This window comes from Pseudomonas sp. zfem001 (assembly GCF_032621725.1).
In the GTDB taxonomy this organism is placed as follows: Bacteria; Pseudomonadota; Gammaproteobacteria; order Pseudomonadales; family Pseudomonadaceae; genus Aquipseudomonas; species Aquipseudomonas sediminis.
The window spans coordinates 446,038-469,968 of sequence record NZ_JAVYJI010000003.1 but is presented as its reverse complement, the minus strand read 5'-3'; the positions used below and the strand labels follow the sequence as shown (position 1 = coordinate 469,968).

Genomic DNA, 23,931 nt, shown 5'->3' with positions numbered 1-23,931 from the left:
CACCCTGACTTGCAGAAACGAGCTTTGAGCTCAGGCAACCGTTCGGGTTAATCAAGAAAAACCTGCTCCGACCCTCGCTCGCCCACGATCTGGAGATCTAGTCACTGGCGGTCTGGAGCAGGTGTGGAACAACTTACAAGTCACTTTTGTCTTGGCAAAAGTAACCAAAACCGTTCGCCCCGCCATCCGGCCCCGGCTTCGCCGGGGTTCGTTCGCTCCATCGTCGCTCCAGAGGCCCGCTGCGGTGGGTCATCCCTGGCCCATCGCAGCTCTCGCGGCATCCATGCCGCTCAACCTCTTCCACGACGATTCCGCTCACCCTCCTGAAGGGCTACTCGCGCGCATGATGCATCGGCGTTCTTATCGTGGGGTGCGCTGTGATTTTGTGTTCTATGGGTTGTAAGCACAGTAAATAAATCTGTCCCCTTTTCTCGTTTTTTATTGTTTTGTTATCAAACTCTGGCCGTGAACTCGAATATATACTCGCCAGTTTTTAGTGGTGTGGGGCTGTTTAGGTGAACATTGCACCCGCGCAGGCTAGGCGTACCGGCTTTTGCTGATATTGATGCTTGATCCTCATAGGGAGAGCTTATAAGTGTTGCGCTTACGCTAGGTTCTGAATCGAATATTGGATTGAATTTGATACTTGCAGTAGCAATCCTTGTTGGCTTTAGCACGTTAATTCGCATTAGCCCTATTTGCTCGTTGGCGTCTGCGCTGGTTATCTCTTGTGAGTACTTCATTGTTTGTATTTCTGTGTCTATGTTTGGAAATAGAGTTTTTATTTGGCTCTCTCTGATTCCTCTGCCCAATTCGTCAAGCTGGGATTTCAGTGCTGAAACTTCTTGAAGAAGGTGGGTGTTATCACCTGCGCCATCGCCTGCTCTTTGAATTGACTGTTCTAGTTCATTTAGGCGTTCATACACTTCACGCTTGCTCTCGTTAACTTGGCCATCGCCACCGCCACTCTCAATCCAGTATCCGACTGCGCGCTGTACGATTTCGGTTATATTTGATTGCACCCCTGCGACAAGAGTTTCAATCTTCGTGACTGTCTCATTTGTTTTGTCGGCGGCTTCTGTTGATTTTACGTAAAATTGCCATGAGAGCCATGCCATGAAAATGGAAAGTACGAGCGCTGCTATTGCCAGGCCGAAGGATACCAACGAGAACATATCGAGTTCATAGGTGACTTTACCTTCTGATGTGGCTTCAGCCAGGCAGGCTATTGGCATGCCTATAATTGTTAATGCCAGTAAATTTATTTTATTCACAGAAGCTCCTTGATGAAGTGCGCTGACGATAAGTTAAGGGACGGGGTTTAGCCCGTCCCAGTCAGCGAAGCAAACGGTTTGACCAATTGCTATACCGAGTTTATGCAGGTTGGTAATTATCTAATTTTACTTCTGGGTAGGATGATCTGATAAAAGAAATAAAGGACTGGTACGAGCTTAAGAAGCAATTAAGCGATGACTCAATTTCTTGGTGCAGAAGATTTTTGTCTTCGCAAGAAAAACCTACGCTATTGAAGACCGCTTTATTTGGTCTGTTTGCGTGTGAATTATATATCCATGTGTCTTTGTAGGTGCCGCTTAGGAGTATTTTAAGCTGAGAATAATCTCTAATAAGCTTGCAAAATTCGATATCCAAATTGGGGTCTGAAAACGGAAGACAATGGGGGTTGTCAATGCGGAAGTTATCTATGGTATCCCCAAAGTCAAAAAAACTAATTTCGAATGAGCTTGGCAGGTAATGCAAGTAACTATGGAGCCGGGTTAAGGGAAAGAAGCGCGCTATTGTATTTAGTGAGGCTATGTCATCTTCCCTTTGCTCTGGCTGGCTAAGGCTTGTTCTTACAAAGTTTTCGTGATTTCTTTTAATTGAGTGAAGTTTTTCTGTGGTGTATTTTTCTGGGTTTTGATCGACTTCTATATGGTGGTTGGCGCAGAGAAGGATTAGGTTTTCGTAAGAGTCCCTGCTTTCAATCAAGCTTTTTCCACGGGGGCCTAGTAAGCTTTTAGCTATGACGTGTGCCATTTCCCCTATGTGGATATCGCCTTCAAATAGCTGAGTTCTACATATGTTGCATCGCCCAGCAGAAAGGGCGTAAAGCTTTTTTATGGCTCGTGGTGCAATTGCCATTACTTACCTCGGCATAATTATTAACTAGGCGACATTCATTTCACGTTTCCACGCTACACCTGTCGCACAACCTTCCTTGTCGTCCTGCAAGTCCTTGTTTCGATTGAGTTTTATCGCGTGAAACGCGACAGCCTCTGGGGAGAAACACGACAGAGATAACGGCAAGCTCAATCTGCTGCATCACTGCACCAGCAGAACCAAGCCAGAACCTAGTCCATCCACCGCGAGGCTGTCCATGCTTCGTGGGCAAAATGCCATATAGGTTGTTTGCCTATATAGAAACGGCGATCCAGACCTCTCCGCACCCACCCACAAATTCTGTTAACACACCTGTGGATAACCTGCGCAAAAGCACCCCGCGCCTAGTATTCAAGCGGGTCTTCGTAAGCCGTTCAGTTTTTGTCCAATGACGTTCTACTGGCGTTATTGCCAGGCGATATATCGCGGTTAATCAACGACTTGAGGCAGCTTTTCAATCGCGTGGTCGGGTGTGAGCGCGCTTGCGGGCTTCGTGCACAAAATCTGGGGAAAGCGCTGTGGATAAGATGCGGGAAAACTCTTCCAGGCCAGGTGGGGCAAGGGCTGCGTGGGGCTGGTTGTTTTTCGTTCGGGGTCGCGCGGTTGTCATGTTGTGCGGCTATAGTGACAGGTCGATTTGCAGCTGCTGGAGCCCTCTAATGTCCGAGCCCCCCGAGCGTCCCGCCCCGGTCAGTTTGCTGCAGGCTTTCTGGTTCTGGTTGAAGCTGGGGTTGATCAGCTTCGGTGGGCCAGCCGGGCAGATTTCGATCATGCATCAGGAGTTGGTGGAGAAGCGCCGCTGGCTGTCAGAGCGGCGCTTTCTGCATGCGCTGAACTACTGCATGTTGCTGCCGGGGCCGGAGGCGCAGCAGTTGGCGACTTATATCGGCTGGCTGATGCACCGCACCTGGGGTGGGGTGATCGCCGGGGCGCTGTTCGTGCTGCCGTCGCTGCTGATCCTGATCGCGCTGTCCTGGGTTTATCTGGTGTTCGGCGATGTGCCGCTGGTGGCGGGGATCTTCTATGGCATCAAGCCGGCGGTGACGGCCATCGTGCTGCAGGCGGCCTGGCGCATCGGCGGGCGGGTGTTGAAGAACGCCTGGCTGTGGGCCATCGCGGCAGCGGCCTTTGTCGCCATTTTCGCGTTGCAGCTGCCGTTCCCGCTGATCGTGCTCGGTGCGGCGCTGGTGGGGTACATCGGCGGGCGACTGGCGCCGCAGCATTTCGCGGTCGGCGCCGGGCATGGTGAGGCGGGTGGGGCGCATGCGCCAGCATTGATCGATGATGAGACGCGCCTGGCGCACACGCATTTTCGCTCCAGCCGGATGGCGTTGATTCTGCTGGCTGGTGCGGTGCTCTGGCTGCTGCCCATGGGCCTGCTGACCCTGGCGTTCGGCTGGCAGGGTACGTTGACGCAGATGGGCTGGTTCTTCACCAAGGCGGCGCTGCTCACCTTTGGTGGCGCTTATGCGGTGCTGCCTTATGTGTACCAGGGTGCCATCGAGCATTACGGCTGGCTGACGCCTCGGCAGATGATCGATGGCCTGGCCCTTGGCGAAACCACGCCGGGGCCGTTGATCATGGTGGTGGCGTTCGTCGCCTTCGTCGGTGCCTATGGCCAGCCGCTGTTTGGGGGTAATTCGGCCTTTGCCAGCGGCGCGCTGGCGGCGGTGCTGGTCACCTGGTTCACCTTTCTGCCGTCATTTCTGTTCATCCTCGCCGGCGGGCCGCTGGTGGAGTCGACTCATGGTCAGTTGAAGTTCACTGCGCCGCTGACCGGGATCACCGCCGCTGTGGTCGGGGTGATCCTCAACCTGGCGCTGTTCTTCGGTTATCACGTGCTCTGGCCGCAGGGCTTGGCCGGCGCGTTCGATTGGGTGTCGGCGTTGATTGCCCTCGGTGCGGGTGTGGCGTTGCTGGGTTTCAAGCGTGGGGTGATCGAGACGTTGATGGCCTGTGCGCTGGTGGGGTTGGTGGTTCGCTTGTTGGGTTGAGTGTCTGGCTTGGCATCGCTTGGTGGGTTACGCGGCGCGTCGAGTGGGGCGTGGCTGTGGGGGTGGTGTTTTGCGCCGCTAACCCACCCTACGGGGGCGCTGCCGGGGCTTTGTGGGAGGGGCTTCAGCCGCGACGCATGAATAAGTCGCCGCTGAAGCGCCTCCCACAGGGCTGATCCTTCTTCATCAATACGATTTCTTTACGCCCCGGCGGCGGGGCGGCAATCGAATTTTTACGGGCAGCCTTTCGACAATGCTCGCGAGCGGATTCCCCGCATCGTGGAGCTTTGCACATGAACGCAATCGATGGTGTGTCGCTGATCCTGGTGGTCGGCCTCTTCGCCTATCTGCTGTCGGCCCTGCTGACCGCCGGACGTGGTTGAGGAGACGGCCATGCATGACTACGACTGGCTGCTGCTGGCAGCTTTCTCTGTGCTGGTGCTGGCACCGGCCCCTTTTCTCGGGCGCTATTTCTACCGCGTGATGGAGGGCCAGCGCACCTGGCTCAGCCCCGTGCTGCAGCCGGTGGAACGCCTGTGCTACCGCGTGGCTGGCGTCGACCCGGAGCAAGAGCAGAGCTGGCGCGGCTACGCCGTGGCGCTGCTGGCCTTCACCCTGGTCTGCCTGCTGGCGCTGATGAGCATGCTGCTGCTGCAGGGCGGCTTGCCGCTCAACCCGCAGCAGTTCGCCGGGCTGAGCCTGCCGCTGGCGTTCAACACGGCGGTGAGCTTCGTCACCAACACCAACTGGCAGGCCTACAGCGGCGAGGCGCAGTTGAGTTACTTCAGCCAGATGCTCGGCCTCGGCGTGCAGAACTTCGTCAGCCCGGCAGTGGGTTTGGCGGTGCTGGTGGTGCTGTGCCGGGGTTTGGCGCGGCAGTCCAGCGACCGTCTGGGCAACTTCTGGGTCGACATCACCCGCGCCGTGCTCTACGGCCTGTTGCCGCTGTGCCTGGTGCTGGCGGTGCTGCTGGTGTGGCAGGGCGTGCCGCAGAACTTCAGCGATTACGTCTCCGCCACCACCCTGCAGGGCAGCGAACAGACCCTGCCGATGGGGCCGGCGGCCAGCCAGATCGCCATCAAGCAACTGGGCACCAACGGCGGTGGCTTTTTCGGCGTCAACTCGGCGCATCCGTTCGAGAACCCCACGGCGCTGAGCAACCTGCTGGAGCTGGCGTCGATCCTGTTGATCCCAGCGGCGCTGGTGTTCACCTTCGGCCACTACGTGCGTGACCTGCGCCAGAGCCGGGCGATCCTCGCCAGCATGCTGGTGCTGTTCGTCATCGGCCTGGCTGTTTGCGCCTGGGCGGAGTTGCAGCCGAACCCGGCGCTGGCGGGGCTGCCCATCGAGCAGGTCGGCTCGCTGGAGGGCAAGGAGGCGCGCTTCGGCAGCTTCGCTTCGGCGCTCTGGGCGACCACCACCACGGCGGCGTCCAACGGCTCGGTGAACGCCATGCACGACAGCTTCAGTGCCCTCGGCGGGCTGGTGCCGCTGGTCAACATGCTGCTGGGTGAGATCGTCTTCGGCGGCGTTGGTGCGGGCCTCTACGGCATGCTGCTGTTCGTGCTGATCGCGGTGTTCCTCGCTGGGCTGATGATCGGCCGCACCCCGGCCTACCTGGGCAAGAAGCTGGAGGCACGCGAAGTACGGCTGATGGTCGCCACGCTGCTGGTAATGCCGGTCGGCGTGCTGATATTCGGCGCCCTGGCGGTCAGTTTCGCCGGCCCGGCAGCCTCCATCGGCAACCCCGGGCCGCATGGCTTCAGTCAGGCGCTGTATGCCTACGGCTCGGCCACCGGCAACAACGGCTCGGCTTTCGCCGGATTCACCGCCGACACCCCCTACCACAACCTGATGCTCGGCCTGGCCATGCTGCTCGGGCGCTTCGGCTACATCCTGCCGGTGCTGGCGATTGCCGGCAGCCTGGCGGCCAAGCGCGCCGCGCCGCAGGGGCAGAACAGCTTCCCCACCCATGGGCCGCTGTTCGTCGTGCTGCTGACCTTGACCATCCTCCTGGTGGGTGGCCTGACCTTCATGCCGGCGCTGGCCCTGGGCCCGCTGGCCGAACACCTGGCGTTCTGAAGGAGAAACCGTGATGAATGCCCCCGTAACGGCGCAACGCAGCGCCAAATCGTCCAGCAGCCAGCCGCAGACCGGCCTCGGCGCGCTGTGGCGCCCGGCCCTCAAGCAGGCCTTCGTCAAACTCGACCCACGGCAACTGGTGCGCTCGCCGGTGATGCTGGTGGTGGAGCTGACGGCGCTGGTCACCAGCGTGCTGTGCTTCGTCCCCAACCCTGCGGTGAGCACCGCCCTGGGCGTGCAGATCGCCCTGTGGCTGTGGTTCACCGTGCTCTTCGCCAACTTTGCCGAGGCGTTGGCCGAAGGGCGGGGCAAGGCCCGCGCTGACAGCCTCAAGTCCGGCAGCCAGGGCTTGATGGCGAATAAACAGGTCGGCGAGCAGTTCCAGTCCGTCCCGGCCAGCAGCCTGCGTAAGGGCGACGTGGTGCGGGTCGAGGCCGGTGAATTGATCCCCGGCGACGGCGAGGTGATCGAAGGTGTCGCGGCGGTCAACGAGGCGGCGATTACCGGCGAATCCGCGCCGGTGATCCGCGAGTCCGGCGGCGACCGCTCGGCGGTCACCGGCAACACCCGCCTGGTGTCGGACTGGCTGCTGGTGCGGATCAGCGCCAACCCCGGCGAGTCCACCCTCGACCGCATGATTGCCCTGGTCGAAGGCGCGCGCCGGCAGAAGACGCCCAACGAGGTGGCGCTGGATATCCTGCTGATCGGCCTGACCCTGATCTTCCTGCTGGTGGTGGCCACGCTGCAGCCGTTCGCCCGCTTTGCCGGTGGCGACCTGCCGCTGATCTACCTGGCGGCGCTGCTGGTGACGCTGATCCCCACCACCATCGGCGGCCTGCTCTCGGCCATCGGCATCGCCGGCATGGATCGCCTGGTGCGCCTCAACGTCATCGCCAAGTCTGGCCGCGCCGTGGAGGCGGCCGGTGACGTGCACACCCTGCTGCTGGACAAGACCGGCACCATCACCTTCGGCAACCGTCGCTGCAGCGCCATGGTCAAGGCGCCGGGCGTGGCCACGCCGGAGCTGGCCGAGGCGGCGCTGCTGGCCTCGCAGGGCGACGACACGCCGGAGGGCAAGTCGATCATCGAATACCTGGCGTCCCTGCACCCGATGGCGGTGCCCGAGCGCAGCGGCATGACGCTGATCGCCTTCAGCGCCGAGACGCGCCTGTCCGGTGCCGACGTGAACGGCGTGGCCTACCGCAAGGGCGCGGTGGATGCGGTGCTGGCCTACCTCGGCCTGGGCCGTAGTGATCTGCCGGCGCCGCTGGCGCGTGAGGTGGAGAAGATCGCCCAGAGCGGCGGCACGCCGTTGCTGGTGGCCGGGGCTGGTCGCCTGCTCGGCGCCATTCACCTCAAAGATGTGGTCAAGCCGGGCATCCGCGAGCGCTTCGCCGAATTACGCGCCATGGGCATCCGCACCGTGATGGTGACCGGCGACAACCCGCTGACCGCCGCCGCCATCGCCGCCGAGGCGGGTGTCGATGACGTGATCGCCGAAGCCACGCCGGAGAAAAAGCTCTCGCGCATTCGCGCCGAGCAGGCCGAAGGCAAGCTGGTGGCGATGTGTGGCGACGGCGCCAACGACGCCCCGGCGCTGGCCCAGGCCGACGTTGGTCTGGCCATGAACGACGGCACCCAGGCCGCCCGTGAGGCTGCCAACCTGGTCGACCTGGACAGCGACCCGACCAAGCTGATCGACGTGGTGCAGGTGGGCAAGGAGCTGCTGGTGACGCGTGGCGCGCTGACTACCTTTTCGGTGGCCAACGACGTGGCCAAGTACTTCGCCATCCTTCCGGCATTGTTCGCCGGCATCTACCCGCAGCTCGGCACGCTCAACCTGATGCAGTTGCACAGTCCGCAGAGCGCGATCCTCTCGGCCATCGTGTTCAACGCCCTGATCATCGTCGCGCTGATCCCGCTGGCGCTGCGCGGTGTGCGCGTCCAGGCGCTGGACGCCGGCCAGTTGCTGCGGCGCAACCTGCTGATCTACGGCCTCGGCGGGCTGATCGCGCCCTTCGTCGGCATCAAGCTGCTCGACCTGCTGCTGGTGGGGTTGGGCTGGGTGTAGTTCACGCACGGTCTGCTCCCTCTCCCCCGACCCCTCTCCCGCAAGCGGGAGAGGGGAGACAAGCAAAGAATCGATATCGGAGACTCATCATGCTCAACCATATCCGCCCCGCCATCGCCATCCTGGCGCTGATGACCCTGCTCACCGGTGTGGCTTACCCGCTGGCGGTCACCGGCGTGGCCCAGGTTGCCTTCCCCGATCAGGCCTCCGGCAGCCTGGTGAGTGACGACGCCGGCCAGGTGCGCGGTAGCCGCCTGATCGCCCAGGCCTTCGACGGCGATCATTGGTTCCAGCCGCGCCCCTCGGCAGGTAGCTACGCCACCGTGGCCAGCGCCGCCAGTAACCTGGCGCCGAGCAATCCCAAACTGCGCGAGCGCATCGAGCAGGCCAGCGCCAAACTGGGCGGTCAGGCGCCCGTGCCGATGCAACTGCTGACCACCTCGGGCAGCGGCCTCGACCCGCACCTGTCGCCCGAGGCCGCTGCCTGGCAGATCCCGCGCATCGCCCAGACCCGTGGCCTGAACGAGGCCGAGTTGCTGCGCCTGGTCGAGGCGCACACCGAGCGCCCGCTGTTTGGCCCGGCGGTGGTCAATGTGCTGGCTCTGAACCTGGCGCTGGCCGACAATCCCTCCACTTCTTCCCAGTGACGAGTGCTCGATGAACGACAGCCTGCGCGCCGAAGCGCTGCTCGCCGACCTGCCCCGCGAAGGCCGTGGCCGGCTCAAGGTGTTTCTCGGCGCGGCGCCGGGCGTGGGCAAGACCTACGCCATGCTCCAGGCCGCCCATGCGCAACTGCGCCAGGGCGTGGCGCTGCGCGCCGGGGTGGTGGAAAGCCACGGCCGCAGCGAGACCGAGGCGCTGCTGGTGGGGCTGCCGCAACAGCCGCCATTGCGCCTGCCCTATCGCGGCCTGGAGTTGAGCGAGATGGATCTCGACGGCCTGCTCGCCGACCCGCCCAAGCTGGCGCTGGTAGACGAGCTGGCGCACAGCAACGCCCCCGGTAGCCGCCACGCCAAGCGCTGGCAGGATGTGCAGGAGCTGCTCGCCGCCGGCATCGATGTCTACACCACGGTCAACGTGCAGCACCTGGAAAGCCTCAACGACCGCGTGCGCGACATCACCGGCGTGCAGGTGCGCGAGACGGTGCCCGACTGGGTGCTGCAGGAAACCGACGAGATCCAACTGGTCGACCTGCCGCCGCGTGAGCTGCTCGAGCGTCTACGTGACGGCAAGGTGTATATGCCCGAGCAGGCGCGGGCGGCCATCGACGCCTTCTTCTCGCCGACCAACCTCACCGCGCTGCGCGAGCTGGCCATGCAGACCGCCGCCGCGCGGGTCGATGCCGACCTCGACCAACGCTACCGCCAGCTCGGCCAGGCCGCGCCCAGCGTGCTCGGGCGCCTGCTGGTGGGGGTGGATGGCGACGGTGAGGCCGAGCGCCTTGTGCGTCATGCCTGCCGGGTGGCCGAGCGGCGTCATCTGCCCTGGTCGGTGGTGCACGTGGACAGTCGCCAGGACATGGACGAGGAACAGCGCGGCCGCCTGCAAGCGGCGCTGCGCCTGGCCGAGCGCCTCGGTGGCGAAGTGGTGACACTGCACGGCGACTCGGTGGCGCGCACGCTGCTCGACCACGCCCGCGAGCGCCGTGCCAGCCTGATTCTGGTCGGCAGCAGCACGCGCCGCCTGCGTCGGCGCTGGTTCGGGCGAGGCCTCGGCGAGCGCCTGCTGGCCGCCGGTGCCGGGCTGGAGGTGAGCGTGCTGGATGCGGCGGGGTCTCAGCCTGCGAAGGGTCGGCGCACACGCATGGCCCCGCATTGGCGCGACTACCTGTGGGCCACGCTGGCCGCCGCCTGCGCCACGCTGATCTCCCTCGGCCTGGCGCAGGTGCTGGAGTTGCCGAACATCTCCCTGGTGTTCCTCGCCGCCGTGTTGCTGGTGGCGGTACGCAGCAGCCTGGGCCCGGCGCTCGCTTGCTCGGGGCTATCGTTCCTGGCTTACAACTTCCTGTTCATTCCGCCGACCCTGACCCTGCGCATCCAGCGTCAGGAGGACGTGCTGACCCTGCTGTTCTTCCTGCTCATGGCCGGTCTTACCGGCAACCTGGCCAGCCGTCAGCGCCGCCAGGTGCAGGCGCTGCGTCAGGCGCAGGGCGAGACCACCGCGCTGCTGGAGCTGTCACGCAGGCTTACCGTCGCCGCCGACCGCCAGGCCGTGCTGGCGGTGGCCGAGCAGCAGCTGGGTAGCCGGGTCGATATGCAACTGACCCTGCTGTCACGTGATGCAGATGGCCAGTGGCAGCACGAGGGCGGTCTGCACGCCGAATTGCCCGATGCCGAACGCGCCGCCGCCGACTGGGCCTGGCAGCACGAGCAGCCAGCGGGACTTGGCACCGACACCCTGCCCAGCAGCCGCTGGTGGTGGTGGCCGCTGTGTGGTGAGGAGGGGCCGCTGCTGCTGATCGGCCTACAGCACGTTGATGGCGCACCACTGGCGGACGAGCGGCGGCGCCTGGTCGCTGCCCTGGGTCAACCGCTGGCTCAGGCCCTGGCCCGCGCTCAACTGGCCGAAGAGCTGGAGGCCGCGCGCCTGCATGGGCAGACCGAGGAACTGCGCAGCGCGCTGCTGGCTTCGGTGTCGCACGACCTGCGCACGCCGCTGACCGCCATGCGCGGTTCCATCGACAGCCTGCTGGCGCTGGGCGAGGCGATCCCCCTGGCCGATCGCCGGGAACTGCTCGAAGGCACCCGCGACGAGGCCGAGCGCCTCGACCGCTATATCCAGAACCTGCTCGACATGACCCGCCTCGGCCACGGCGGGCTCAAACTGGCGCGCGACTGGGTCGCGCCCAGCGATATCGTCGCCAGCGCCCTGCAACGCTTGCGCGCCGTGCTCGCACCGCTGCAGGTTGAGTGTTTGCTGCCGCCGGAGCCACCGCTGCTGCGGGTGCATGCGGCGCTGATCGAGCAGGCGCTGGTCAACGTACTGGAGAACGCCGCGCGCTTCTCGCCGCCAGCCGGACGCCTGCGGGTGGCGCTGGAATACGACGAACAGGAGCTGCGCTTCATCGTCGCCGACCAGGGCCCTGGCATTCCCGAGGCAGAACGGGCGAAGATCTTCGACATGTTCTACACCGCAGCGCGGGGCGATCGTGGCGGCCAGGGCACGGGCCTGGGCCTGGCGATCTGCCAGGGCATGGTCGGCGCCCAGGGCGGCCGCGTCACGGTCGGCGACGGCCTCGAAGGCCGTGGCGCCAGCCTGACCCTGCACCTGCCATTGACCACGCAACCGCAAGCCGCCGAGGAAGACTGATGAGCCAGGGGCCAAGCATTCTGCTGATCGACGACGAAGCGCAGATCCGCAAGTTCCTGCGCATCGCCCTCAGCGCCCAGGGCTACCGGGTGCTAGAGGCGGCCAATGGCGAAGACGGTCTCGCCCAGGCGGCGCTGCACAGCCCCGATCTCGTCGTGCTCGACCTAGGCCTGCCCGACCTCGACGGCCAGCAGGTGCTGCGCGGCCTGCGCGAATGGAGCCAGGTACCGGTGCTGGTGCTTTCGGTGCGTGCCAGCGAGGGTGAGAAGGTGCTGGCGCTGGACGGGGGCGCCAACGACTACGTGACCAAGCCGTTCGGCATCCAGGAATTCCTCGCCCGCGTGCGCGTGCTGCTGCGCCAGGGCCAGGGCCGCGAAGCGCTGCCGGCGAGCATCGTCTGTGGCGCGCTGAGCATCGACCTGGCCTATCGTCGGGTCAGCCTCGAGGGCGTCGAAATCGCCCTGACGCCCAAGGAATACGCGGTGCTGGCGCTGCTCGCCCAGCACCTCGGCAGGGTGGTGACCCAGCAGCAACTGCTGCGCGATGTCTGGGGGCCGAGCCACGTCGGTGACAGCCATTATCTGCGCGTGGTGGTCGGCCACCTGCGGCAGAAACTCGGCGATGATCCGGCCGCGCCGCGCTACCTGATCACCGAGGCGGGGGTGGGTTATCGCCTGCGCGAACCTTCTTAGAGCGTGTTCAAAGCCTGCTGCGCGTCGGCCATGCAGCGTTGAAATCAAGCTGGAACTCCAGCCCAGTCAGAATGCTCATTTACAGCTCGTAAAGTCGAACGCGACTCCGAGCGTTCTTCGCTCTATTCGCGGGGCCGCCATCGGTATTGCCTGGCTCTAGCTCGCGAGACTTTGAACAGGCTCTTAAAGCTCCAGGGCCAGGCGCAAGCGATCCCGATGCTGCAGGCCATTCTCGAATAGCGGCTCGGAGTAGTGCTGCAGGAAGTAATCCGGCTCAACCGCCACCACGCGAAAGCCGGCGCGCTGATAGAACGTCAGTTGGTGGCCAAAGCTGCCGGTGCCCAGTTCCAGGCGCTTCGCGCCCAGTTGCCGGGCCTGGTCGATGGCGTGGTGCAGCAGGAGGGCGCCGATGCCCTGGCCCTGGTGTTCGGGCGCCACGGCGATGTTCATCAGTTCCCAGGTGTTGGCCGCCAGTGCCTTGATCACGTAGACGCCAACGGTTACGTCGCTCTGGCGCGCGACAACGCAATGACCGTCCTGTAAATAACCGGCGATGAGGGCGGTGCTGGGATCGGCTTCCAGCAGGAGCGCCATGGGCGCCTGTTCGCTGGGAATCTCGTGCAAGGTTGGGGAGGTCATGACGGTCTTTCTTTAAAGATGTTTTGGTTATAAATAAATCATTATTTATTCTTTTTGTTTCTCTTTGTTCCTGAGCATAGTGAGCGCCACGCAAGCTACTGCCAAGGAGCACGATCATGACCATCCGCCTGGGCGACATCGCCCCTGACTTCGAACAGGATTCCAGCGAAGGCCGCATTCGTTTCCACGAGTGGCTGGGCGACAGCTGGGGCATCCTCTTCTCCCATCCAGCTGACTTCACGCCGGTGTGCACCACCGAACTGGGCTTTACCGCCAAGCTCAAGGATGAATTCGCCAAGCGCGGCGTCAAAGCCATCGCCCTGTCCGTCGACCCGGTGGATTCGCACATCAAGTGGATCGACGACATCAACGAGACGCAGAACACGGCGGTCAATTTCCCGATCATCGCCGATGCCGACCGCAAGGTGTCCGACCTCTACGACCTGATCCACCCCAACGCCAACGACACCCTGACCGTGCGTTCGCTGTTCATCATCGACCCGAACAAGAAGGTGCGCCTGACCATCACCTATCCGGCCAGTACCGGGCGCAACTTCAACGAAATCCTGCGCGTCGTCGATTCGCTGCAGCTAACCGACAACTACAAGGTGGCCACGCCGGCCAACTGGCAGGACGGTGAAGAAGTGGTGATCGTGCCGTCGCTCAAGGACGAAGCCGAAATCGCCCAGCGCTTCCCCAAAGGTTATCGCGCGGTGAAACCCTATCTGCGCCTGACCCCGCAGCCGAACAAATAAGGAACCAGCATGCACGTCGTGTTGCTCTCCGGCAGCCCTGCGGCGCGTTCGCGCACCGAGGTGCTGCTGGATTACGTGCGCCAGCGCTTGGAGGCGCAGCAGGTGGAAGTGAGCCTGCTCAAGGTGCGCGACTTCCCCGCCGAGGATCTGCTGCATGCGCGCTTCGACAGCCCGGCAGTGCAGCAGTTGCAGGCTGTGGTGGCCAGCGCTGATGGCCTGGTGGTCGGTACGCCGGTGTACAAGGCGTCGTTCACCGGTGCCTTGAAGGTGCTGCTGGATCTGCTGCCGGAACGCGCTCTGGCGCACAAGGTGGTTCTGCCCCTGGCCAGTGGCGGCAGCCCGGCGCACCTGTTGGCTGTGGACTACGCGCTCAAGCCGGTATTGGCCGCGCTGAAAGCGCAGGAAATGCTCTCCGGCGTGTTCGCCGTGGACAAACAGATTGCCTACCCGGAAGGGGACAGGCCCGCGCAGATCGACGACGAATTGCGCGAACGCCTCGACGAGGCACTGGAACAACTGGGCGCAGCCCTGGCGCGACGGCCGAGGCCGATCGATCCGAACGTATTGAACGACCGGCTGGTGAACGCCCGCTGGAGTATCTGACACGGGCTTTGCCCGACTGTAAGCCCCGTAATACCCCGCCTTACTCGCCCGCCAACGGGCAAGCAGGTAGCCAACCAAGACATCACCGCAAAGGGAGAGCGCCATGCGCACCATTACTTTGCGTCGAAGCCTGGTCGCCCTGTTTGCCGCGGCCATTTCCTTCGGCGCCATCACTCAAGCACAAGCCGAGACATTGCGTATCGGCTATCAGAAATACGGCACCCTGGTGCTGCTCAAGGCCAAGGGCACCCTGGAAAAACGCCTGGCCGAGCAGGGCGTGGAGGTCAAGTGGACGGAGTTCCCGGGCGGCCCGCAGCTGCTCGAAGGTCTCAACGTCGGCTCCGTGGACTTTGGCGTCACTGGTGAAACCCCGCCGGTATTCGCTCAGGCGGCTGGCGCCGACCTGCTTTACGTCGCCCATGAGCCGCCGGCTCCGACGGGCGAGGCGATCCTCGTGCCGAAAGATTCGTCGATCAAATCGGTAGCCGAGCTCAAGGGCAAGAAAGTCGCCCTGAACAAGGGTTCCAACGTGCATTACCTGCTGGTGCGTGCGCTGGAAGACGCCGGCCTCAAATACGGCGACATCACCCCGGTTTACCTGCCGCCGGCCGATGCCCGCGCCGCCTTCGAGCGTGGCAGCGTCGATGCCTGGGTGATCTGGGACCCGTTCCAGTCCGCCGCCGAGAAGCAACTGCAAGCACGCACCCTGCGTGACGGTAGCGGTCTGGTCGACAACCACCAGTTCTACCTGGCGACCCGTACCTATGCCGAGAAGAACCCGCAGGTGATCGGCACGCTGGTCGAGGAAATTCGCGGCGTTGGCGAGTGGGTCAAGGGCAACCTCGACGAAGCCACCAGCCAGGTCGCGCCGCTGATCGGTCTGTCCCCGGAGATCACTCGTCAGGCTGTTGAGCGTCAGGGTTACGGCGCGCAGTTCATCACCCCGGATGTGGTCGAGGCGCAGCAGAAGATCGCCGACACCTTCACCGAGCTGAAGCTGATCCCCAAGAAACTGACCATCAAGGATGTGATCTGGAATCCACCGGCCAAGGTCGCGCAGGCCCAGTAAGACCGTAGCCCGGATGCAATCCGGGGCAGCCACACGGTATTCCCGGATTGCATCCGGGCTACGTCAACGCTTTCGTAAAAGGAGACCAATCCATGAGCCTCAATATCTTCTGGTTCCTGCCTACCCATGGTGATGGCAAGTACCTGGGCACCTCCGAAGGCGCGCGCGCCGTCGACCATGGCTACCTGGCCCAGGTCGCCCAGGCGGCTGATCGCCTTGGTTTCGGCGGTGTGCTGATCCCCACCGGGCGTTCCTGCGAGGACTCCTGGCTGGTGGCAGCCTCGCTGATCCCGCTCACGCAGAACCTGAAGTTCCTCGTCGCCCTGCGTCCAGGGATCATTTCGCCGACCGTGGCCGCGCGCCAGGCGGCGACCCTGGATCGCCTGTCGAACGGCCGTGCGCTGTTCAACCTGGTGACCGGTGGCGACCCGGACGAACTGGCCGGCGATGGCCTGCACCTGTCGCATGCCGAGCGTTATGAGGCATCCGTCGAATTCACCCGCATCTGGCGCCGTGTGCTGGAAGGCGAAACCGTCGACTACGACGGCAAGCACATCCAGGTGAAGGGCGCCAAGCTGCTCTACCCGCCGATCCAGCAGCCGCGTCCGCCGCTGTATTTCGGTGGTTCCTCCGACGCCGCGCAAGACTTGGCCGCCGAGCAGGTTGAGCTGTACCTGACCTGGGGCGAGCCGCCGGCCGCCGTGGCCGAGAAAATCGCTCAGGTGCGCGAGAAGGCTGCTGCGCAGGGCCGCGAAGTGCGCTTTGGCATTCGTCTGCACGTGATCGTGCGCGAGACCAATGAGGAAGCCTGGGCCGCGGCGGATCGTCTGATCAGCCATCTGGATCAGGACACCATCGACCGCGCCCAGGCGTCGCTGGCGCGCTTCGACTCGGTCGGCCAACAGCGCATGGCCGCCCTGCACGGCGGCAAGACCGACAACCTGGAAGTGTCGCCGAACCTCTGGGCCGGTGTCGGTCTGGTGCGCGGCGGCGCCGGCACTGCGCTGGTCGGCGATGGCCCGACCGTGGCGGCGCGGGTCAAGGAATACGCCGACCTCGGCATCGATACCTTCATCTTCTCCGGTTACCCGCATCTGGAGGAGTCGTACCGGGTCGCCGAACTGCTGTTCCCGCATCTGGATGTGGCCCAGCCGCAGCGTCCGGAAAGTCGCGGTTATGTCAGCCCATTCGGCGAAATGATCTCCAGCGACATCCTGCCGAAGGCGGCTTCGGCGAGTTGAGGGTAGCGCGGGTACGGGTTTTCCCGGATTGCATCCGGGCTACGGACTGAAGCGTAGGGTGCGCTGCGCGCACCGCGATTGCCTGCGGCACCCGTTGGTGCGCATGGCGCACCCTACGGGTCGCCTCCGGCGTAACCCGGATGCAGTCCGGGGACAGGGACACAGAATTCTTCGAGGCAAACCATGAGCAACACGACCCTTCACAAACTGGCTCTGCGCGCTGCGCCCTGGGCCTTGCCGCTGGGGCTGCTGGCCGCCTGGCAACTGGCGGTGGCCAGTGGCTGGCTGTCCAGCCGCATCCTGCCGGCGCCCAGCGCCGTGCTCGCCGCCGGCTGGGAGCTGCTGGCCTCCGGTGAAATCTGGCAGCACCTGGCGATCAGCGGCCAGCGCGCCGGGATCGGCTTCGCCATCGGCGGCGGGATTGGCCTGCTGCTGGGCTTTATCACCGGCCTGTCGAAATGGGGCGAGCGCTTCCTCGACAGCTCGGTGCAGATGATCCGCAACGTGCCGCACCTAGCGCTGATCCCGCTGGTGATCCTGTGGTTCGGCATCGACGAGGCCGCCAAGGTGTTCCTGGTCGCACTCGGCACGCTGTTCCCGATCTACCTCAACACCTACCACGGTATCCGCAACGTCGACCCGGCGTTGGTGGAGATGGCGCGCAGCTATGGCCTGTCCGGCTTCGCCCTGTTCCGCCAGGTGATCCTGCCCGGTGCGCTGCCGTCGATCCTGGTCGGCGTGCGCTTCGCCCTCGGCTTCATGTGGCTGACGCTGATCGTCGCGGAGACCATCTCGGCCAGCAGCGGTATCGGCTACCTGGCAATGAATGCCCGCGAGTTCCTGCAGACCGACGTGGTGGTGCTGGCGATCCTGCTCTACGCGGTGCTCGGCAAGCTGGCCGACGTCGCTGCCCGTGGTCTCGAGCGTGTCTGGCTGCGCTGGCATCCGGCCTATCAGGCCAAGGCAGGTGGGCAATGACAGCGCTGCATAACATTCGTCAGGGCATTCCCCTGGCGATCGAGAAAATCGAGAAATCCTTCGGCGAGCGTCAGGTGCTCAAAGGCATCGACCTGCATATCCCGGCTGGTCAGTTCGTCGCCGTGGTCGGTCGCAGTGGCTGCGGCAAGAGCACCTTGCTGCGCCTGCTGGCCGGTCTGGATCAACCCTCTGGCGGCCAGTTGCTGGCCGGCAATGGCTCGCTCAACGCGGTGCGTGAAGACATTCGCCTGATGTTCCAGGACTCGCGTCTGCTGCCCTGGAAGCGAGTGATCGACAACGTCGGTCTGGGGCTTTCCGGCAACTGGCGCAAGCAGGCGGAAGAGGCGCTGGCGGCGGTCGGCCTGGCGGATCGCGCCAATGAATGGCCGGCAGCACTGTCCGGCGGGCAGAAGCAGCGCGTGGCCCTGGCCCGTGCATTGATCCATCGGCCGCGCCTGCTGCTGCTCGACGAGCCGCTGGGTGCACTGGATGCCTTGACCCGTATCGAGATGCAGCAACTGATCGAACGCCTGTGGCAGCAGCATGGCTTCACCGTACTGCTGGTCACCCACGACGTGGCCGAAGCGGTGGCCGTGGCGGATCGGGTGATCCTGATCGAGGACGGTCAGATCGGCCTCGACCTCGATGTGCAGCTGGTTCGCCCGCGCCCGCATGGCTCGCCGCTGCTGGCGGCACTGGAAGCGCGCGTGCTCGACCGCGTGCTGGCGCAACCGGAATTGCCGACGCCACCGGAACCCGTATCACCCCTGCCCACGCAATTGCGTTGGGCACTTTGACGCCGTAGCCCGGAGGCAATCCGGGAGCGGCTCGAGAATTCCCCGGATTGCACCGGGCTACATGTAAAACGACCTGAGGAGAAACACCATGACCATCAAAGCCATCAACGTTCGCAACCAGTTCAAGGGCAACATCAAGGAAATCGTCATCGGCGACGTACTGTCGGAAATCGACGTGCAGACCGCTGCCGGCATCGTCACCTCGGTGATCACCACTCGTTCCGTGCGTGAGCTGGAACTGCAGGTGGGCAGTGAAGTGATCGCCTTTGTCAAATCCACCGAAGTGTCCATCGCCAAGCTCTGATCGCTCCCCCTCCACCCTGGCCGCTCCTCGGAGCGGTCGGGGCGAGGTGCCCCCGTCATTCCCGCGCCTGCTCCTCGTTCGCCTCTTCCGGCACCTTCCCGTATGCTTTCCCGTCTTTCCCTGGCCGCATCTGTGCGGCGGGTTCGTCTGATGGCGTGGTTGATTTTTATCTAGTTATAAGTAGATAAGAAAATAGTATTTTTCGGATATATACCGTTGCGCCACAATCGCGCCATCAAAACGCCTGCTTGCAGGCTCTGCCAACGATAAGGAAGCCGCTCATGCTGAAGAAGATCCTCCTGGCCAGTGTGGCCAGCGCCACCCTGCTTACCGGCTCGCTGAGCCATGCTGCTGCCGACACCCCGTTCCACAACGCCTCCTACGACATCGCCCGCGAACTGTTCGGTGAGATCAACCCGCTGTTCGTCGAGCACTGGAAGCAGCAGAGCGGCAAGGAAGTGAAGATCATCCAGTCCTTCGCTGGCAGCTCGCGCCAGGCGCAGGACATCATCCAGGGCAAGAAGGTCGACGTGGTCACCTTCAACCAGGTCTCCGACGTGGACATCCTGGCCAAACGCGGCTTGCTGCGCGAAGACTGGGCCAAGCAGTTCCCCAACAACGCCTCGCCGTACTACAGCACCACCGCCTTTCTGGTACGTGAAGGCAACCCGAAGAACATCAAGAGCTGGGACGACCTGATCCGCGATGACGTGAAGCTGGTATTCCCCAACCCGAAAACCTCTGGCAACGCCCGCTACAGCTACCTGGGCGCCTGGCTGTTCGCCAACGAGAAATTCAACGGCGACCAGGAGAAGGTCAAGGCCTTCGTCGGCAAGGTGCTGAAGAACGTCGAGAACTTCCCCACCGGCGGTCGCGGCGCCACCGTGGCCTTCGCCCAGAACGGCCAGGGCGATGTGCTGCTGACTTTCGAATCGGAAGTGATCAACATCGCCAAGGGCGACGAATTCAAATCCGCCAACCTGGAAATCGTGGTGCCGGAAGTCAGCGTGCTGGCCGAGTTCCCGGTCGCCATCGTCGACAAGGTGGCCGACGAGCGCGGCACTCGCGAGCAAGCCAAAGCCTTCCTCGACTTCCAGTACAGCAAGGACATCCAGCAACTGCTGACCCGTTACAACTACCGTGTGCACAACCCGGAAGTGGTCGAGGCGACCAAGGCGCAGTTCGCGCCGGTGCGTCTGATCAACCCGAACGAGATCCTCGGTAGCTGGGATGACATCACCGCCAAGCACTTCGACAACGGTGGTATTCTTGACCAGCTTCTCGCAGAGGGTCGCTGATAGCGGCGGTCTGGCGTAGGGCGGGGGCAACCCGCCAGCCATGAGTGCGAGCATCGTAATGGTCCGTTGGCCGCCTTATTGGCGGCCAACTGCATTTGTAGAGCCGAGCTTTTCGTGAGTAAACCGACGCTGTTCTTCCTGCAGACTCCGCTGCTGCCTGGCTTCGGCCTGAGCTTCGGCGTCAGTGTGCTGTACCTCTCGCTGGTGATCCTGCTGCCGCTGTCGGCGCTGCTGCTGTACGTCAGCGACATGACTTGGGCGCAGTATTGGTTCGCGATCAGCGACCCGCGTGTGGTGCAGACCTACAAGGTGACCATCTCGGCGGCGTTCTACTCGACCCTGGCGGTGCTGGTGATCGGCCTGCTGCTGGCCTGGATCATCACCCGCTACGACTTCCCCGGCCGGCGTATCGTCGATGCGTTGATCGACTTGCCCTTCGCCCTGCCGACCTCGGTGGCCGGCCTGACCCTCGCCGCGCTGCTGGTGCCCAACGGCTGGATCGGCCAGTGGCTGGGCTTCAAGGTGGCCTATGCCTACGCCGGTATCGTGGTGGCGATGGTGTTCACCAGCATTCCCTTCGTGGTGCGCACGGTGCAGCCGGTGCTGCAGGATCTCGGCTCGGAATACGAAGAGGCCGCACGCACCCTCGGCGCCAGCCGCGTGCAGACCTTCCGCAAGGTGATCCTGCCGACCCTGGCTCCGGCGCTGGTCACCGGTGGTTCGCAGGCATTCATTCGTAGCCTCGGTGAGTTCGGCGCGGTGATCATGATCGCCGGCAACATTCCCTATCAGACGGAGGTCAGCTCGCTGATGATTTTCGTCCGTCTGCAGGAATTCAATTACCCGGCGGCGGCGGCCATCGCTTCGGTGATCCTGCTCGCGTCGCTGGCTCTTCTGTTCCTCCTGCAGGTCGTGCAGGGGCGTCTGTTCGCTTGGCAACGGCAAGGTCGATGAAAAAGCCCCAAGATTGGCGCCAGTGGGCGCTGGTAACCCTCGGTCTGTTGGTGGTGGCGCTGATTCTGCTGGTGCCGCTGGCATTGATTTTCAGCAAGGCGCTGGCTGGCGGGCTCGACCTGCTGTGGAGCAACCTCGGCGAGGACTACATGCTCCACGCCATCGGCCTGACCCTGCTGGTGGCAGCGATCACCGTGCCGCTGAACCTGTGCTTCGGCATCTGCCTGGCCTGGTGCGTGACCCACTACGATTTTCGCGGGCGCAAGCTGCTGACGACGCTGATCGACATCCCTTATGCGGTGTCGCCGGTGGTTGCCGGTCTCTGCTACCTGGTGGTCTACGGCCTGGAAAGCTTTATCGGCCGCTGGTTCTACGATAACGGCATGCAGCTGATGTTCGCCTGGCCGGGCATCGTCATGGTCACGGTGTTCGTCACCGCGCCTTACGTGGCGCGCATTCTGATTCCGGTGATGCAGGCCCAGGGTCAGGACGAGGAAACCGCCGCCATGTGCCTGGGCGCCAGCGGCTGGCAGATCTTCCGCCGCATCAGCCTGCCGAAGATCAAATGGGCGCTGCTCTACGGTGTGGTGGTGACCAATGCCCGCGCGGTCGGTGAATTCGGCGCGGTGTCGGTGGTGTCCGGCACCATCATCAACCAGACCCTGACCCTGCCGCTGCTGGTCGACCAGCTCAACAACGACTACAAGCCCGCCGCCGCCTTCACCGCGGCAGGTCTGCTGGCCTGCATGGCGCTGCTCACGCTGTTCCTCAAGACCTTCATGGAGTGGCGCCAGCGTCGCCTGCTGCAGCGCGCCGAGGCGTGACCTGCGCCTGAATAGCGTAGAGTCTCGSGGSKGAAGCCGCTCCTACAGTTGCATCTGTGCTCCGTAGGAGCGGCTTCAGCCGCGATGTTCTTCCGACGCCGCTATCTGCACCTGATTGCGCCCGCTGTGCTTGGCGGCGTATAGCGCCTTGTCCGCACGCTCACGCAGTTGCTCGGCGTCGCTGTTGACGTCGGTGCCCGCGATACCGGCGCTGAGGCTCACGGAAAACTCTCCGCCGTCTGCGATGAAACGCAGCTCGGCGAAGCGCTGGCGAATCTCGTCGACGATCAAACGTGCTTGCTCCGGCGTGCAGTCCGGCAATACGGCGAGAAATTCCTCGCCGCCGTAGCGGCCCAGGCTGTCGACCCGGCGCAGACGTTGGCGCAGCAGGTTGGCCAGGGCGCGGATGACGTTGTCACCGGCCGCATGACCATGCTCGTCGTTCACACGTTTGAAGTGGTCGATATCCAGCATCACTACGCTGGCGCGGTCGCCGCTGCGCAGGGCGCGCTCCAGTTCGATGGCCACTTGTTCTTTGATGTCGGCGTGCTTGAGCAGGCCGGTGAGGCTGTCGCGGGCCAGGGCGTCGGAAAGCAGGCGTGCGCGCTGGGCGCGGGAGAACACGGTAGCTACTAGAGCATTGTCGGAAATCGGTTTGGTGACGAAGTCGTCGCCGGCCTTGATCAGCGCGTTCATCTGTTTGCCGATATCGGTTTCCGCCGACAGGTAGATGATCGGGATGCGCAGCCAGTCATCATTGCAGCGGATGATCTGCGCCAGTTCGGGGCCGGTGCAATGCGGCATGTTTACGTCGAGCAGCACCACCTCGGGGTTGAAATCGCGCAGGTGGGTGAAGATCCGCGCCGGTTCGCTGAGTATCTCCACCAGCATGCCGGCATCGCGCAGCACCAGACTGTAGCGGCTGGCCAGGTCCTGGTCGTCGTCGGCGATCAGCACGCGGTAGGGTTCGCCGTGCTGTTGCGAGAAGCAGCGTTCGAGGCGGCTTTCCAGCTGCGGGATGTCCACCGGCTTGCTGAACAGGCCCATGGCGCCGGCCCGCACCGCATGCAGCTGGGTAGCGAAGTCATCCTGCTGGTCGGTGAGCACCAGCAGCGGCAGTGGTTCGTCCAGGCGTTCGCGCAACTGGTGGGCGTAATCCAGACCGCAACTGGCTTCGCCGGGCAGTTTGGCGTCGATGATCAGCGCATCGGGCAGGTGCTGCTGCAGCGCGGCGTCGAGCCCTGCGGTGGAATTGAAATGCTCGGCGCGGTAACCGAAGTTGCTCAGCGTCTGGCGCATGTTCTCGCCAACCGCGGCTTCGCCTTCGAGGATGTAGATGGTGCGGCTGCCGTCTTCCTGGCGCGGCAGCTTGCGCGCTTTGCCTACCGGTTCAGTGATGGCCCCCGCGCTGGTCGACTGCTCGCCGAGTGCCTGCAAGGCAGTGACGAACTCGTTGAGGCTCTGCTGTTGGCGCAGCAGGCGCTCCATCCAGCGCTCGGCATGCTGCTCCAGCTCACGTGCCTGCTGGCCAAGCTGGCTGAAGCCGAAGGTGCCGGCACTGCCAGCCAGGCGGTGCAGCTGATGCCGCAGCTCCTGCAGCAGACGCGTGCGCTCGGCTTCATCGGCGTCCAGCAGTTGTCTTGCCTGTTGCGCCAGCTGGGGCAGTTCCTGGCTAAGGCGCTCACTGAATTGCTGACCAAGCTGTTGCAAGTGTTGTTGCAGCGCCTGCGGGATGGCGCTGCCTTCGTGTTTATCCATTGCTCTGGTTCCAGATCTGCCGTACCTGAGCGGCGAGCTGCATCGGGTCGAATGGTTTGATGATCACGCCATGGGCGCCGAGGCTGTGGTAGTGGGCGACCTCGTCAGGCTGCACCTTGGCGGTCATGAAGGCCACCGGAATGCGTGCGGTATCGACCAGTTGGCCAATCAGCTCCAGGGTCTTGGGCCCATCCATGCCGGGCATCATCACGTCGAGCAGAATGAAATCCGGCGCGAAGCCCTGCACTTGGTCGAGCGCCTCCTGGCCACTGGCACAGCTCAATACCTGAAAGCCGCCGACGGCCTCCAGCGCGACCTTGGCCACGGCCTGGATCGAGGGATCGTCCTCGACATGCAGGATGCGTTTGAGCTCAGTCATCACGGTCTCCCCGGCCGTTGGCTG

General features: G+C 63.5%; 22 protein-coding genes. 17 read left to right on the top strand and 5 right to left on the bottom strand.

Annotation, left to right across the window (positions count from 1 at the left end):
• Window positions 1-452 precede the first annotated feature (452 nt).
• Entirely contained in the window at window positions 453-1,274 is an 822-nt protein-coding gene (locus RTH74_RS14330; protein ID WP_316915086.1) for a hypothetical protein, read from the bottom strand.
• Between the two features lie 100 nt (window positions 1,275-1,374).
• A complete protein-coding gene (locus RTH74_RS14325) occupies window positions 1,375-2,142 on the bottom strand; it encodes an HNH endonuclease signature motif containing protein (RefSeq protein WP_316915085.1) in 768 nt (255 codons plus the stop codon).
• A 677-nt stretch (window positions 2,143-2,819) separates the two neighbouring features.
• Between RTH74_RS14325 and chrA the strand changes: the two genes are divergently transcribed.
• The 7 genes from chrA to RTH74_RS14290 all read left to right on the top strand — a co-directional run bounded on the left by chrA (window position 2,820) and on the right by RTH74_RS14290 (window position 12,308).
• Complete coding sequence (gene chrA / locus RTH74_RS14320; protein ID WP_316915084.1) at window positions 2,820-4,154, top strand: chromate efflux transporter; 1,335 nt, start codon at window positions 2,820-2,822, stop codon at window positions 4,152-4,154.
• A 293-nt stretch (window positions 4,155-4,447) separates the two neighbouring features.
• Window positions 4,448-4,537: a hypothetical protein gene (locus RTH74_RS14315; RefSeq protein ID WP_021490657.1), complete on the top strand. Its 90-nt coding sequence runs from the start codon at window positions 4,448-4,450 to the stop codon at window positions 4,535-4,537.
• A 10-nt stretch (window positions 4,538-4,547) separates the two neighbouring features.
• Window positions 4,548-6,236, top strand: coding sequence for a potassium-transporting ATPase subunit KdpA (gene kdpA / locus RTH74_RS14310; protein WP_316915083.1), 1,689 nt, complete (start codon window positions 4,548-4,550; stop codon window positions 6,234-6,236).
• 13 nt (window positions 6,237-6,249) lie between these two features.
• Window positions 6,250-8,307, top strand: coding sequence for a potassium-transporting ATPase subunit KdpB (gene kdpB, locus RTH74_RS14305; protein ID WP_316915082.1), 2,058 nt, complete (start codon window positions 6,250-6,252; stop codon window positions 8,305-8,307).
• A gap of 89 nt (window positions 8,308-8,396) precedes the next feature.
• Window positions 8,397-8,954: a potassium-transporting ATPase subunit KdpC gene (gene kdpC, locus RTH74_RS14300; RefSeq protein ID WP_179543670.1), complete on the top strand. Its 558-nt coding sequence runs from the start codon at window positions 8,397-8,399 to the stop codon at window positions 8,952-8,954.
• A gap of 10 nt (window positions 8,955-8,964) precedes the next feature.
• Window positions 8,965-11,616 carry a sensor histidine kinase KdpD gene (locus RTH74_RS14295; RefSeq protein ID WP_316915081.1) on the top strand — a complete coding sequence of 884 codons (2,652 nt, stop codon included), beginning with the start codon at window positions 8,965-8,967 and terminating at the stop codon, window positions 11,614-11,616.
• Window positions 11,616-12,308 carry a response regulator gene (locus tag RTH74_RS14290; RefSeq protein ID WP_316915080.1) on the top strand — a complete coding sequence of 231 codons (693 nt, stop codon included), beginning with the start codon at window positions 11,616-11,618 and terminating at the stop codon, window positions 12,306-12,308. The genes RTH74_RS14295 and RTH74_RS14290 overlap by 1 nt, the downstream gene beginning before the upstream one ends.
• Before the next feature lie 183 nt (window positions 12,309-12,491).
• Here RTH74_RS14290 and RTH74_RS14285 read toward each other — a convergent pair whose 3' ends face one another.
• Window positions 12,492-12,947, bottom strand: a complete 456-nt coding sequence (locus tag RTH74_RS14285) for a GNAT family N-acetyltransferase (protein WP_316915079.1) — start codon at window positions 12,945-12,947, stop codon at window positions 12,492-12,494.
• A 116-nt stretch (window positions 12,948-13,063) separates the two neighbouring features.
• Here RTH74_RS14285 and RTH74_RS14280 point away from each other — a divergent pair, with 116 nt between their 5' ends.
• From RTH74_RS14280 to cysW, 10 genes are all read left to right on the top strand, one after another.
• Window positions 13,064-13,702, top strand: coding sequence for a peroxiredoxin (locus RTH74_RS14280; protein WP_316915078.1), 639 nt, complete (start codon window positions 13,064-13,066; stop codon window positions 13,700-13,702).
• 9 nt (window positions 13,703-13,711) lie between these two features.
• Entirely contained in the window at window positions 13,712-14,305 is a 594-nt protein-coding gene (gene ssuE / locus RTH74_RS14275) for an NADPH-dependent FMN reductase (RefSeq protein WP_017364060.1), read from the top strand.
• A 103-nt stretch (window positions 14,306-14,408) separates the two neighbouring features.
• Window positions 14,409-15,374, top strand: a complete 966-nt coding sequence (locus tag RTH74_RS14270; protein WP_143506987.1) for a sulfonate ABC transporter substrate-binding protein — start codon at window positions 14,409-14,411, stop codon at window positions 15,372-15,374.
• A gap of 92 nt (window positions 15,375-15,466) precedes the next feature.
• Window positions 15,467-16,615 carry an FMNH2-dependent alkanesulfonate monooxygenase gene (gene ssuD / locus RTH74_RS14265; protein ID WP_119694068.1) on the top strand — a complete coding sequence of 383 codons (1,149 nt, stop codon included), beginning with the start codon at window positions 15,467-15,469 and terminating at the stop codon, window positions 16,613-16,615.
• A 183-nt stretch (window positions 16,616-16,798) separates the two neighbouring features.
• On the top strand, window positions 16,799-17,593 hold the full coding sequence (ssuC, locus tag RTH74_RS14260; RefSeq protein ID WP_013717673.1) for an aliphatic sulfonate ABC transporter permease SsuC: 795 nt from the start codon (window positions 16,799-16,801) through the stop codon (window positions 17,591-17,593).
• Complete coding sequence (ssuB, locus tag RTH74_RS14255) at window positions 17,590-18,390, top strand: aliphatic sulfonates ABC transporter ATP-binding protein (RefSeq protein ID WP_074860032.1); 801 nt, start codon at window positions 17,590-17,592, stop codon at window positions 18,388-18,390. The genes ssuC and ssuB overlap by 4 nt, the downstream gene beginning before the upstream one ends.
• Before the next feature lie 88 nt (window positions 18,391-18,478).
• Entirely contained in the window at window positions 18,479-18,694 is a 216-nt protein-coding gene (locus RTH74_RS14250; protein WP_003464423.1) for a TOBE domain-containing protein, read from the top strand.
• A gap of 281 nt (window positions 18,695-18,975) precedes the next feature.
• A complete protein-coding gene (cysP, locus tag RTH74_RS14245; RefSeq protein WP_316915077.1) occupies window positions 18,976-19,992 on the top strand; it encodes a thiosulfate ABC transporter substrate-binding protein CysP in 1,017 nt (338 codons plus the stop codon).
• Window positions 19,993-20,106: 114 nt separating this feature from the next.
• Entirely contained in the window at window positions 20,107-20,946 is an 840-nt protein-coding gene (cysT, locus tag RTH74_RS14240; RefSeq protein ID WP_055985283.1) for a sulfate ABC transporter permease subunit CysT, read from the top strand.
• Complete coding sequence (gene cysW, locus RTH74_RS14235) at window positions 20,943-21,770, top strand: sulfate ABC transporter permease subunit CysW (RefSeq protein WP_316915076.1); 828 nt, start codon at window positions 20,943-20,945, stop codon at window positions 21,768-21,770. The genes cysT and cysW overlap by 4 nt, the downstream gene beginning before the upstream one ends.
• A 75-nt stretch (window positions 21,771-21,845) precedes the next feature.
• On the opposite strand, the gene RTH74_RS14230 is transcribed toward cysW, so the two are convergent.
• Complete coding sequence (locus RTH74_RS14230) at window positions 21,846-23,528, bottom strand: diguanylate cyclase domain-containing protein (protein ID WP_316915075.1); 1,683 nt, start codon at window positions 23,526-23,528, stop codon at window positions 21,846-21,848.
• On the bottom strand, window positions 23,521-23,907 hold the full coding sequence (locus RTH74_RS14225) for a response regulator (protein ID WP_316915074.1): 387 nt from the start codon (window positions 23,905-23,907) through the stop codon (window positions 23,521-23,523). Before RTH74_RS14225 ends, RTH74_RS14230 begins: the two co-directional genes overlap by 8 nt.
• Window positions 23,908-23,931 lie beyond the last annotated feature (24 nt).